Below are 12,101 nucleotides of genomic sequence, written 5' to 3' on the forward strand. Positions count from 1 at the left end.
TCTTGGGCGAATGCGCATCCACTCGATAGGCGTTGACACACATAACCCCCACTCCTGAAGGTTGGAAATCAACGAATCGCTCAGCCCAGAGCGCCGAAGAGAACCACCATGGCAATCACTCCACCGAACACGATCAGGGCATAGAACTGGGCTCGACCCGTTTCGAAGTATTTGAGGCCTTCGCCACTACCAAGGGTGAGCAAACCGGTGAAATTCACCACACCATCGACAACCTTTGCATCCACTTCCAGGACTTCGCGGGCCAGCTTGCGACTACTGCGTACAAATAATTTCTCGTTGATGGCATCTAAGTACCATTTGTTTGCCAAAAAGGCATTGAGGGTTGGGAACCGAGCTGCCACCAGTTCGCCGAGGTCGATCCTGCGCAGGGCGTAGGCGAGAACGGCCACCGTGAGTCCGGTGACGGAAATCGCAACGGACGCTCCGGCGAGCGGAAGGAAGTCTCCCCAGCTGAAGTGTTCGGCCATTTCCGCAGCCTCTTCGGGATTCAGCAGCCCAGCAAAACGGCTATTCCAGGGGGTGCCGAGCAGGCCGATCAGGGCTGAGGGCACGGCGAGAACCGCTAGGGGAAGGGTCATGGACCAGGGTGACTCGTGGACACTGCCGGCTGCGTGGTGATCGTGACCCTCCTCGACTTGTTTCCCTGCGGCAGCCATGAGCTCCTGTTGCAGAGCAGAGTTGTTCCCCCGGAACTCCCCTTCGAAGGTCAGGAAGTAAAGGCGGAACATGTAAAAGGCGGTCATGCCCGCAGTCGCGAAACCAACAGCCCAGAGCAGCGGGAAACTGTTGAAGGCCTGGCCAAGAATCTCATCCTTGCTCCAGAAGCCAGCCAGGGGTGGGATGCCACTAATGGCAACACACCCGATTAAAAAAGTGATGGCCGTGATCGGCATCTTTTTGCGCAGTCCACCCATCAGCCGCATGTCTTGGGCCAGGACAGGTTCGTGACCCACCACATCTTCCATGGCATGGATCACAGATCCAGATCCAAGGAACAACATCGCCTTGAAGAAGGCATGGGTCACCAGGTGGAACATGCCAGCAACGGGAGCGCCGCACCCCATGGCCAGCATCATGTAACCCAGCTGCGACACGGTGCTGTAAGCAAGCCCTTTCTTGAGATCCATCTGCGTGAGAGCGATGGAGGCTCCCAAGAAACAGGTGATCGTTCCAATGACGGCGATAAATGTGCCTACAGCTGGGAATTGGCTGTAAAGGGGTTCCAGCCTGGCGACGAGGAAAACGCCTGCGGCGACCATGGTGGCCGCGTGGATCAAAGCAGAGATCGGTGTGGGCCCCTCCATGGCATCAGGCAACCACACGTGGAGTGGAAATTGGGCCGACTTCGCCATTGGCCCCATAAAGACAAACAGGCAGAGAGCGAGTGCAGCCCAGCCAGGTACGACACCACTGCTGACGGCTGCAGATAAGCCATCGGCAATGCCCTGGAATCCGAAGCTTCCAGTGGCCCAATAAAGCCCGAGGATGCCTAGCAGGAGACCGAAGTCGCCAACGCGATTGACGACGAATGCTTTTTGGGCGGCGTGAGCAGCGCCTTCACGGTCGTACCAGAAGCCCACCAAGAGGTAGGAGGCCATCCCCACCAGCTCCCAGAAAACATAAATTTCCAGAAGGTTGGGGCTCACCACGAGCCCCAACATGGAACTGCTGAAGATGGCTAGGTAGGTGAAAAAGCGCACATAGCCCTTGTCGTGGGCCATGTAGCCGTGGGAATAAATCATCACCAGCAGCGCCACCGTGGTCACCAAGGCGAGCATCACTGCTGCCAGCGGGTCGACCACGTACCCCATCGGAAGACTGAAATCTCCAGCACTCGCCCAGATGAACAGATGCTCAACGGGGGGCGCTCCACCCAACTGCTCAAACAGAACGGCATAGCTAATGACCGCTGCAGCTCCAATGCAGCTGATCAGCAGCAAGGCAACCGGTTTTTTGAGCCGGTTAATGGTGCGATTGAAGCTAATCAGACCAAGACCTGTGATCAATGCCCCAACGAGGGGGAGCACTGGGATCAGCCAGGCAAAATCGGCAGCCGACGGCATCCGAGTGAAGCAGAGTGATTTGAGTGTAGGCAGCTCAGCTCAAAAGCCCTTCAAGAGGTGAGTGAAGGAACGCGATGCCTCCCAATGAAATGAAGCGATGGGCCCACCAGAAAACCCCCACCGCGATCGCGATGCCGAGTTGTGCTGGCCGCAGCAATTCGCTCCAAATCAGGGTCTGACGTCCATCGAGGACAGCGGCGAAAGGCAGCACGGATGTGCTTTGTTTCAGCTTTACGAAGTCATCACCAAATCGAGCTTGTAAGCGTCGATCTCCATGCCAAACAGCGAATAGGTGATGTCCGATCAGGCCGATGCAGGTCACGACCATGAAGCTGCTGCCGATCCATAGGGCATGGCTAAAGCACCAGAGAACCTGGCCAACGGCTTGAGGGTGACGGCTAATCCGGATGATGCCGCTGGCGTAGAGACGCACTTGCGGCTTCAGGACAGCGGGGATTTCCAGCAGGTTGTAGGTGGCTGGATAAAGAAACAGAAAACTAATGGCTGTGAGCACCCAGATCACGGGCACCAAGCCCTCCGTGCCTTGAAGATTCCAGAGCCTTATGCCGTCATAGCGATGGGCAAGGAAATAGCCGATGACGACAATCGCGGAAGGAATACTCAAGGCAGCGAAAAGCAAGCGCCAGGCCCTGGCCCCAATTTTGGCTTCAGCGCGCGTGCGAAGGGCAGCCCCGCCGCTGTGAATCACAGCGAAGACCAAAAGCATCACCAGCATCACCACGCTGGAGTGATGCCTTCCGCCGCCTAGGAGCTCATCCAAAGAGTTGCTGCATGGAGGGTAATTCTGCCGGGCGGTGGGTTCCTTCCCTATAAAATCTTGGAGCTATCCCTGCCGGGTCGGCTGTCGCATATGGCCGATCTGCCTTTCACACTGGATCAGCTGCGTATTCTCCGCGCCATCGTCAGCGAAGGCAGCTTTAAAAAAGCTGCTGACAGTCTTTATGTGACGCAGCCAGCGGTCAGTTTGCAGATCCAGAACCTGGAGAAGCAGCTTGAGGTGTCCTTGTTTGATCGTGGAGGTCGCAAGGCTCAGCTCACCGAAGCCGGTCATTTGCTGCTGAGCTATTGCGATCGAATTCTGAGTCAATGCCATGAAGCGTGTCGCGCTTTGGATGACTTGCACAACCTGAAGGGGGGATCTCTCGTGGTGGGTGCTAGCCAAACCACGGGGACGTACCTGATGCCCCGAATGATTGGTCTGTTTCGGCAAAAATTCCCAGATGTGGCCGTGCAGCTGCATGTTCACAGCACGAGACGAACCGGTTGGAGCGTGGCGAATGGCCAGATCGATCTCGCCATCATCGGCGGCGAATTACCTGCTGAGTTGAACGAGTTGCTGCAGGTGGTTCCTTACGCCAGTGATGAATTGGCCCTGGTGCTTCCTGTGAAGCATCCCCTGGCTCGCCTGCCTGAACTGAGTAAGGAGGATCTCTATCGCTTGGGATTTGTTTGTTTAGATGCCCAGTCCACCACGCGCAAGATGGTGGATCAGCTGCTGGCGCGTTCTGGCTTGGATGTGCAGAGATTGCGGATTGAGATGGAGCTCAATTCCCTTGAGGCCATCAAAAATGCTGTGCAATCAGGTTTAGGTGCGGCTTTCCTGCCGGTGGTCTCGATTGAGAGGGAGCTCACGGCAGGTAGTTTGCACAAGCCATCCGTGGCGGGCCTGCAGGTGCGGCGGCAATTAAGGCTGATTACCCATCCAGCTCGCTACTGCTCACGGGCGGCAGAGGCGTTTCGCTGTGATGTTTTGCCGGTGTTTGCCAGCGCCGATAGTCCTTTGCGTCAGCCAAGACCTGCGGCTGTAGGGCCAGAGCCCGTGATCACAGATCTTGACGCGCCTTAAAACTGATCAGCTTCTGGGGTGATTCCCACGGTGTCGTCGGCGATTCCCTTGGTGAGAAATTTGTTTTGCGTGATGTCGGTTTGGTAGACGCAGCGAACAACGGGTTTGTCCCTCACGGATCCGATGTAAGCAAAGGTGTTCATCCTTTGTTTGCATTGCCTTTCCTGAGCGGCGGTGACGGCGCCTTCTTTGCGTAATACAGCCCAGTTCTCTCGGCGAATTACACAGCCTGGTTGGAGGGTGGGCTGCGTGACGAAGCTGCTGGATGGGTTGAGTGTGGTGTACATCTCAATGTCCATCACAAAGGCGCTGGCTCCCCATTGCCTGCAGAACTCTGGATCGGGCACCGCCATATCCAACTGCTGGCTGCTGGCGATGTTGCCTTGATCTCCCTGGGTGGTGCTTGTCACGGCACTGCCGATTCCGATCCCCACCACCAGAACTCCAGCGAGGACAGCAATTCTGGTGGTGTTGAAACGACCACCTCCATCTCCACCCTCGTTGTTGCCTGGTGGCGGAGGGTTGTAACGACCTCCTCTGCGCTCATCAGGACGACGGGGATTCCCGCCCCGTGGACGGTCGTAGGGGGAGCGGCTCACAGCAGTTCAGGTGTGCGGGGCAGGCCCATGGAGTAGTTCAGAACCCGGCAATCAGGGTTGTAGCTCAGCTGGCCTGCCTGCAGAAGCTGGCGGATACTTCCCTCGAGTTCAGAGCCGATTCGGCGAAGGTTGTAATCGTTCAGAGGCTGTCCTGCATGGGCTTCAACCAGCTCACGGAAGCGTTGTTGAACCGTCTGAATACAGTTTTCGTCCCAAAGGAACTCATTGTCTGGATCGAGGTCGAGAGTGAGCTGATTGGGGGCTGGGACGAGCCGCCCGTCATCCACTCGAGCTGTGAATAGGCGCACGTGGCGAGTGGTGCTCTTCAGCAGGGTGTCGGCCATGGGGCTTGTATTGCGTAAGGACACCGCGCTTGCGGTTGTCGAAGACTTTAGGAAGCGAACCGGGCCGTGATCCTTTTAAGGTTGTCTTCAAATTGTGGTTTGAAGCATGCGTATCGCCATTGCGGGAGCAGGTCTGGCGGGTCTCTCCTGTGCGAAATATCTGGCGGACGCCGGTCATACCCCCATCCTCATGGAAGCCAGGGACGTGCTTGGCGGGAAAGTTGCTGCTTGGAAAGATGAAGACGGCGACTGGTACGAAACGGGTTTGCATATTTTTTTCGGGGCCTATCCGAACATGCTGCAGTTGTTCAAAGAACTGAATATTGAGGACAGGCTCCAATGGAAGAGCCACTCGATGATTTTCAATCAGCCAGAGGAGCCTGGTACTTATAGTCGTTTTGATTTTCCAGACTTACCGGCACCTATTAATGGTGTTGCGGCAATTTTGGGTAACAACGACATGCTGTCCTGGCCAGAGAAAATCAGTTTTGGTCTTGGCCTGGTGCCAGCAATGCTGAGGGGGCAGGGTTATGTGGAAGAGTGCGATAAATATTCATGGACTGAGTGGCTCAAGCTTCACAACATTCCTGAGCGTGTGAATGATGAAGTCTTCATTGCCATGAGTAAGGCTTTGAATTTTATTGATCCTGACGAAATTTCAGCCACGGTCTTACTAACCGCTCTCAATCGTTTTTTACAGGAAAAAAATGGCTCTCGGATGGCTTTTCTCGATGGAGCACCTCCAGAACGTCTTTGCGATCCAATTGTTGAACATGTCCAATCATTAGGCGGTGAAGTTCACCTGGATAGCCCATTGAGAGAGATTAAACTCAACGCCGATGGAAGCGTTGCTGCTTTTCATATCGGAGGAGTGAAGGGGAAGGAAAGTTTTGATCTTGTTGCTGATGCTTACGTGAGCGCACTTCCTGTGGATCCGTTCAAGCTGCTGATACCAGAGGCATGGCAGCAAATGGATGTTTTTCGTAAGTTGGATGGTCTCCGCGGAGTGCCGGTGATCAATATTCATCTCTGGTTTGATCGAAAGCTGACGGATATCGATCATTTGCTGTTCAGCCGTTCACCTCTGCTGAGTGTTTATGCCGATATGAGTATTGCGTGTAAGGAGTATGAGGACCCGGATCGTTCAATGCTTGAGCTTGTCTTTGCACCTGCGAAGGATTGGATCGGCCGGAGTGATGAGGATATTATTGAAGCAACAATGGGCGAGCTTAAGAAGTTATTCCCCATGCATTTTGGGACTGATAATCCTGCAAAGCTTCGTAAGTCAAAGGTTGTTAAAACACCTTTGTCTGTCTACAAAACAACTCCTGGTTGTCAGCAGCTTCGACCTGATCAAACAACTCCTATCAAAAACTTCTTCTTGGCAGGCGATTACACCATGCAGCGCTATCTGGCTTCTATGGAGGGTGCTGTGTTGAGCGGCAAACTTTGTGCTGAGGCTGTAGACCGCAAGCATGATCAGCTGTCATCATCTGCTTCTGTCAGCGAGCCGGTCTCGGCCTGAGTCATGACCCTCGCAGCTTCGGATCTCGATGCAGCCTTCGAGGCTTGTCGTTCTGAGACAGCCGAGTGGGCAAAGACGTTTTATTTGGGCACGTTGTTGTTGCCGCTTGAGAAGAGGCGGGCAATTTGGGCCATTTACGTCTGGTGTCGACGGACCGATGAACTCATGGATAGCGAGGAGGCTCAATTCCGTCCGGTCGAGGAGCTTGCCGAGCGACTCGATCGTTGGGAAGAAAAAACCAGAGCACTTTTCGACGGCTCTGTTGAAGACAATTTGGATGCAGTGATGCACGACACTTTGCAGCGATATCCGCAGGATATTCAGCCTTATTTAGACATGATTGAAGGGCAGCGCATGGATCTGTCTTGGACCCGCTACCCCACTTTTGAAGATTTAAAGCTCTATTGCTATCGCGTTGCGGGAACCGTTGGCTTGATGACTCAGGGAGTGATGGGTGTTGATGAGGCTTACACCTCAGCTCCATGGAGTGAGTGTCCTGATCCTTCAGACGCAGCCGTTGCCCTGGGGATTGCGAATCAACTCACCAACATTCTTCGTGATGTTGGTGAAGATCGTGCGCGAGGTCGTATCTATCTCCCGCAAGAAGATCTCCGCAATTTTGGAGTCAGTGAAGATGATCTTTTGGCCGGAAAGATCAATGAGGCTTGGATTGAGCTGATGATGTTTCAGCTGGCCCGTGCCAGAGAATGGTTCGTTCGTTCGGAAGCTGGGGTGCGCTGGTTGTCTGCAGACGCGCGCTGGCCTGTTTGGACTTCTCTCCGTCTTTATAGGGGAATTCTCGATGCGATTGAACGCAATAATTATGATGTTTTCAATCGCCGTGCCTTCGTTGGCAAATTGAGCAAAGCTCTTGAACTTCCAAGATGCTTTGTGATCGCTCAGTCTCGCTAAGTGATCACAAAGCTCAAGAAACTCAGACTGAAGTCTTCTGGTCTGCAAGTAAATCTTTGAGTTTGGATAGTTCTCCAGCCCAGCGAGGATCGGGTGCCGATTCTGCTTTTGCGTCGCTGTGAACCACCTTGTTGACAGCTTTCCGTGCCGAGCCTGGGGCATTGCCAGGGCCGCCGGGACCGCCTCGACGACCAGCTCCGCCACCTGCGTTGCTCTCTCGTCGTTCAGAGCGTTCTACGCGCAGAGTGTTGCCATTGAAGTCCTTGCCGTTGAATTGCTCGATCAAAGCATCGGCAACTTTTTCGTCGTCAACATTGGCGAACCCAAAGCCACGACAGGCTCCCGTTTCTCGATCGAGCACGGTTTTGAAGCGGATTCCCTCCCCCACGCTGGTGAGTTGGGTCTCCAACTCTTTGGCTTCGAATGTTTGCGGCAAGTTGCCGATGTAAAGACGCACGCTCATGAGACGGGGGGGAGAGAGAGAAGAAAACTGCCTATCAGGCCGATCGCTGTCGTTAAGGCAAGTCAGTTAATCACAGCGGCCTGTTAATCCAGTCGCGTGCGCACTGAATGGCTTCGGCTTCGCTGTCAATCCGCCCGAAGGCCCGTTCAAGGCAAAGATGATGAATCAGCTCCCCAAGCTCGGGGCCTGGACGCAAGCCAAGTTCCGCCTGCAACGCTCGACCATTCAGGGGTGCACTGGGATGGAACAAGGTGTCCTCCTGGTCACGCCAGCGACTGAGCCATTTCGTTTGGCGCTCCAATGGCCAAGCCAATGTGAAGGCCGGGAGATCCTCTTCAAGCTCTTGATGCAGTTTTAAGCGCTCCTGCTCTTCCAGGGTCTCAGCGCTTTGCTGTTGATCTCTCAACCACCAGGTTCTCAGTCGCAAGCAGCGTTGGATTTGTTTCCTGCTAAACCGCAAATCGCGCACGCCTTGATCGCTGAGTAACTGCGTTAAGCGCGCTAGCGGCAAGGCGAGTTGTTGTTCTGCTGCTGTTAAAGCGCTTGTATTGAACGTTTTTGGCGTTTGATCGGAACACCATGGCGCGATCAATTGCAAAGAGTGCAGCAAGCTGATCGCTTGATCGGCGTTGTTGGCTTGAACGAGCTTCAGCAGCTCCGCTTGTATCCGCTCTGGTGCCACCTTGGGCAATTGCTGACGATGGCGCGCGATCATCTCGAGTGTTGCCTCGTCGATCCTCATCGAGAGCTCGGCGGCCAGTCTTGGAGCTCTCAGCAAGCGCAGGGGATCATCCAAGAGGTTCTGTTCGTGAACGGCAGCAATGCGTTGATCGCGTAGATCCGCAAGTCCACCGCTGGGATCCAACAGTTTTGGTTCCGTCGTGAGGGTGAGAGCAATGGCGTTAATTCGATAGTCCCTTCGCAACAGATCAGCGGTGAGATCATCACCGTCTTGTCTTGCAAGATCGATGGTCCATCTCCCCAGAACCAGGCGGGCCATGTCCCTGTCTCGATCAAGCACCACACAGGCGCCTCCAAACTCTTGAGAGAGTTTTTGGACCATTCCCAGCGCATCGTCCGGAACCACCATGTCGAGATCTGGATGCTCCGTTAAACGGTTAAGCAATCCGTCACGGACGGCTCCGCCCACCAGCACCGTTCCTGCGGGGAAGCGATCGAGAGGGATCGGCCAGCGTTGTGGCTGCAGCCGTGTCATGAGTTGACCTGCCATCTGGCCGGCATCCCCCTCCAGAATGGAGTCCTCTGCAGAGGTGGGGTGCATGTGCATCTGCGTGGATTGCCGCTGGGTGGATCGTTGTCAGGCCTATCACGCGGTGGAGCGGCAGCATGGTGTGGCTCATCTCACTGACAGGCCTGACGTGTGTCCTGAAGAACCTCGCATTCATATCAGTCTTCATGACCTGAGCGGGGGTGGTGTCGGCGTGGAATGGGATGTGCGCGCTTGCACCAGCTTTGAGGCTGATTACGGACGATGGCAGCGGTTGCGCCCAGAGCAGGAGTTGCCTCGATGAGCCGTTGGCTGTTGGCTTTGCATAGTTCGAGCGAAACCCTTGGTCTTGCTGTTTGCGACGCTGAAAACCCTGCTGGGGGGACTCGCATCCTGTCTCGCTCGATGGGACGTCAGCTCACTAATGGTTTGATTTCTGCTGTTGAGGAGCTGCTTCCACGAGCGGAATGGGCTTCGATTGTCCGTTTGGCTGTGAGCACAGGTCCTGGAGGATTCACGGGAACTCGCTTGACCGTGGTGATGGCACGCACCTTGGCCCAGCAGTTGGGGTGCCCTTTGCACGGTGCGAGCAGTTTCGCTTTGATGGCCCCACGGTTATCCGTGGCCTTGCCGGCCAGTCAGGCTTTGGAGCCCTTCTCGATCGTGCAGACCCTTCCCCGTCGTGGTCGAGTGGCGGGTCGCTACCGCCTACTCTCTGGCTCCATTCCGGTGGAAGAGCTGGAACGTCCTCGTTTACTGAGTGAGGACGAGGACCCCTCTCCAGCTCTCAGCATGGAGCTGGATGTTGCGTCGGATGTGCAGCATCTGCTCCAGCGTTGTTGTCACTGGGAGCAGGAGGCCGCTCCAGGCCCCTGGGAGCTTGTGCTGCCCATTTACCCCACGTCTCCGGTGGGACCTGTCTGATGGCCCCAGGTTGGCGTTCCACGTTTGTGATCCTTGCGGCTCTGGCGTGGGCAAGCACTGCAGGCCCCTTAAGGCCGTTTCGTCAGGCCCTCACCACCGTGCAGCCTCCTCAACGGATTCTCGTGCTGGGCGGAGACCTCGATCGCGAAAGAGTGGGACTGCGCTTGGCGCAGCAATTGTCTTTGCCCCTGGTTGTCAGTGGTGGCAGCAATCCGGAGTATGCACAGTGGCTCGTCAGGGATGCGGGGATGGATCAGAGCCGTGTCTTGCTGGATTACAGAGCCAAAGACACCTTCAGTAACTTCACCTCCTTGGTCGATGACTTGAAACGCGACGGTGTGCGGCACGTTTATTTGGTGACGAGTGAAGATCATTTGCCCCGCGCCATGACCGTGGGACGGCTTGTGGCAGGAAGCCGGGGGATTCGCTTAACGGGAGTTCCTGTGGCCTGTCAGCCCGCCTGTCGAGAGGAGACGTGGGGCAAGCGTTTGGGTGATGGGATCAGGGCGCTGACCTGGGTCATCACAGGTCGGGACCTCAAGCCTTGGGCGCTACGGAATTGGCCTCAAGGCTTCCCGACGCCTTGATCGATCAAGGCGTTGATGCGCTGCTGAAGCTCCCTTGTGGTGGCCTCTAGCTCTGGCTTTCTGCGTCCTGTAGGAGCAGGAATTGGCTCTCCGATGCGAAGTTCAACAGGAACGAGTCTTGGCCAGCTTTTCCCCGCGCCTAGGGCGCGATGGCTATTGATGATGGCCACCGGGAGAAGGGGGGCGCCGCTGCGCGCTGCAAGGAGGGCTGCGCCCGGTCTTGGTTGATTCACGCGGCCGTCCGTTTGACGGGTGCCATCCAGAAAGACACCAATGGCCCAGCCTTCTTCCAGCCGAGCTGTTGCTGTACGAATCGCCTCTCGATCACTGGCTCCCCGTTTCACCGGGTACGCACCGCAGGCCCGAATCAGGGCCCCCAAGATTGGAATCCGGAAGAGCTCGGCCTTGGCCATGAAGGCCACAGGACGGCCCAAGGCGTGGCCAAGCAACGGTGGATCGAGATGGGAGCCGTGATTTGCAACTACCACCAATGGCCCCTGCAGGGGCACCAAAGCGTTGCCGCTCGTGCGACCTTTTAAGAGCCCTCGAAAGACAGGAAAAACCAGCAAGTAGCTAACGAGTTGGTAGATCAGGCTGGGTTTAGGCGTGATGGATGTCACAACAGTCGAGCTGTCGTCCGTGGTGGGCACAAGGCGAGACATGGCTTTTTAGAGACCCAAATCAGCGGAGCTCGAGAGCTGGGCGGACGTGACACCCGTCATGGCTCTTTTGGCCAAGCCACTCAGCACATTTCCTGGCCCGATCTCGATCAAGGTGTCGACCCCGGCTGAGGTCAGCGACTCCATGGTTTCTCTCCAGCGAACGCCCGTGGTCATCTGCTGAGACAAGCGCTGCTTCAGTTGATCGGCGTCGCTGCAGGGGGTGGGATCGGTGTTGCTCAGCACAGGGACGCGAGCATCTTCGAAGGTGAGACCCTCCAGGTGGACCTTGAAGGCTGCAGCCGCTTCTGCCATCAGGGGCGAGTGGAAGGCCCCGGAGACGGCGAGGGGAATGGCGCGCTTGCAGGTGAGTTGCTCACTCACGCTTTTGACGGCGTCCGGTGTCCCTGAGATCACCACCTGCGCAGCGCTGTTGTCATTGGCGATCACCACGCCGGCCGTGCTGTTGACAAGGCTTTCAAGCTGATCGCGGTCAAAGCCGATGACGGCAGTCATCGCTCCGCCTCCAGCGGCTGCCATCAGCTCCGAGCGCCGCTGCATCAACGCAAGGCCTGTGGTCACATCAAAGACACCAGCGGCATACAGGGCCACCAGTTCTCCGAGGCTATGGCCAGCGACAAATGCGGGCTCGCGCTCCTGCCTGCGGAGTTCATCCACAATCAGGCTTTCAACGACGAAGAGCGCTGGTTGCGTGTTGCGGGTGTCGTTGAGATCGGCTGGATCAGCGTCCCCATCGGGTTCTCCTTGGCAGATCGCCAGCAAATCTCGGCCAAGCAGACGGGAGGCGAGTGCAAATCGTTCTTCCGCTCCTGGAAGGGTCAGCACGGGCGCAGCCATGCCCGACTTCTGAGACCCCTGTCCGGGGAACACCCAGGCGATCGTCATCGG

General features: G+C 56.2%; 14 protein-coding genes. 6 read left to right on the forward strand and 8 right to left on the reverse strand.

Annotated features, from left to right (window positions below):
• Nucleotides 1-80: 80 nt before the first annotated feature.
• Together DXY38_RS06225 and DXY38_RS06230 are read right to left on the reverse strand one after the other, a co-directional pair.
• Nucleotides 81-2,084, reverse strand: coding sequence for an NAD(P)H-quinone oxidoreductase subunit 5 (locus DXY38_RS06225; RefSeq protein WP_115070892.1), 2,004 nt, complete (start codon nt 2,082-2,084; stop codon nt 81-83).
• Between the two features lie 34 nt (nt 2,085-2,118).
• The gene (locus DXY38_RS06230; RefSeq protein WP_115070938.1) at nt 2,119-2,820 is read right to left on the reverse strand and encodes an NnrU family protein; all 702 of its coding nucleotides are present in this window, start codon (nt 2,818-2,820) and stop codon (nt 2,119-2,121) included.
• Nucleotides 2,821-2,955: 135 nt separating this feature from the next.
• Here DXY38_RS06230 and DXY38_RS06235 point away from each other — a divergent pair, with 135 nt between their 5' ends.
• Entirely contained in the window at nt 2,956-3,951 is a 996-nt protein-coding gene (locus tag DXY38_RS06235) for a LysR family transcriptional regulator (protein ID WP_115070893.1), read from the forward strand.
• Here the strand turns inward: DXY38_RS06235 and DXY38_RS06240 are convergent.
• Together DXY38_RS06240 and ndhM are read right to left on the reverse strand one after the other, a co-directional pair.
• Nucleotides 3,948-4,550 (reverse strand): DUF3172 domain-containing protein, encoded by a 603-nt coding sequence (locus tag DXY38_RS06240; protein ID WP_006853988.1) that lies wholly within the window; start codon nt 4,548-4,550, stop codon nt 3,948-3,950. The genes DXY38_RS06235 and DXY38_RS06240 overlap by 4 nt on opposite strands.
• Nucleotides 4,547-4,894, reverse strand: coding sequence for an NAD(P)H-quinone oxidoreductase subunit M (gene ndhM, locus DXY38_RS06245; RefSeq protein WP_115070939.1), 348 nt, complete (start codon nt 4,892-4,894; stop codon nt 4,547-4,549). Before ndhM ends, DXY38_RS06240 begins: the two co-directional genes overlap by 4 nt.
• Before the next feature lie 106 nt (nt 4,895-5,000).
• On the opposite strand from ndhM, the gene pds reads away from it, so the two are divergent.
• The gene (gene pds / locus DXY38_RS06250; RefSeq protein WP_115070894.1) at nt 5,001-6,419 is read left to right on the forward strand and encodes a 15-cis-phytoene desaturase; all 1,419 of its coding nucleotides are present in this window, start codon (nt 5,001-5,003) and stop codon (nt 6,417-6,419) included.
• A gap of 3 nt (nt 6,420-6,422) precedes the next feature.
• Nucleotides 6,423-7,331 carry a phytoene synthase gene (locus DXY38_RS06255; RefSeq protein ID WP_115070895.1) on the forward strand — a complete coding sequence of 303 codons (909 nt, stop codon included), beginning with the start codon at nt 6,423-6,425 and terminating at the stop codon, nt 7,329-7,331.
• Between the two features lie 22 nt (nt 7,332-7,353).
• Here the strand turns inward: DXY38_RS06255 and DXY38_RS06260 are convergent, their stop codons facing one another.
• Nucleotides 7,354-7,794, reverse strand: a complete 441-nt coding sequence (locus DXY38_RS06260) for an RNA-binding protein (protein ID WP_006853984.1) — start codon at nt 7,792-7,794, stop codon at nt 7,354-7,356.
• A gap of 70 nt (nt 7,795-7,864) precedes the next feature.
• Entirely contained in the window at nt 7,865-9,082 is a 1,218-nt protein-coding gene (locus tag DXY38_RS06265; RefSeq protein WP_115070896.1) for a CCA tRNA nucleotidyltransferase, read from the reverse strand.
• Here DXY38_RS06265 and DXY38_RS06270 point away from each other — a divergent pair.
• Genes DXY38_RS06270 through DXY38_RS06280 form a run of 3 tightly spaced genes read left to right on the forward strand, consistent with a single transcriptional unit; the run spans nt 9,075 to nt 10,533 of the window.
• A complete protein-coding gene (locus DXY38_RS06270) occupies nt 9,075-9,326 on the forward strand; it encodes a Ycf34 family protein (protein WP_115070897.1) in 252 nt (83 codons plus the stop codon). The genes DXY38_RS06265 and DXY38_RS06270 overlap by 8 nt on opposite strands.
• On the forward strand, nt 9,323-9,946 hold the full coding sequence (gene tsaB, locus DXY38_RS06275) for a tRNA (adenosine(37)-N6)-threonylcarbamoyltransferase complex dimerization subunit type 1 TsaB (RefSeq protein WP_115070898.1): 624 nt from the start codon (nt 9,323-9,325) through the stop codon (nt 9,944-9,946). The genes DXY38_RS06270 and tsaB overlap by 4 nt, the downstream gene beginning before the upstream one ends.
• A complete protein-coding gene (locus DXY38_RS06280) occupies nt 9,946-10,533 on the forward strand; it encodes a YdcF family protein (RefSeq protein ID WP_115070899.1) in 588 nt (195 codons plus the stop codon). Before tsaB ends, DXY38_RS06280 begins: the two co-directional genes overlap by 1 nt.
• Here the strand turns inward: DXY38_RS06280 and DXY38_RS06285 are convergent.
• Nucleotides 10,512-11,195, reverse strand: a complete 684-nt coding sequence (locus DXY38_RS06285; protein ID WP_115070900.1) for a 1-acyl-sn-glycerol-3-phosphate acyltransferase — start codon at nt 11,193-11,195, stop codon at nt 10,512-10,514. The genes DXY38_RS06280 and DXY38_RS06285 overlap by 22 nt on opposite strands.
• 6 nt (nt 11,196-11,201) lie before the next feature.
• Nucleotides 11,202-12,098 (reverse strand): ACP S-malonyltransferase, encoded by an 897-nt coding sequence (gene fabD / locus DXY38_RS06290; RefSeq protein WP_115070901.1) that lies wholly within the window; start codon nt 12,096-12,098, stop codon nt 11,202-11,204.
• Nucleotides 12,099-12,101: the final 3 nt, after the last annotated feature.

The organism is Synechococcus sp. UW179B (assembly GCF_900474245.1).
Classification (GTDB): Bacteria; Cyanobacteriota; Cyanobacteriia; order PCC-6307; family Cyanobiaceae; genus Synechococcus_C.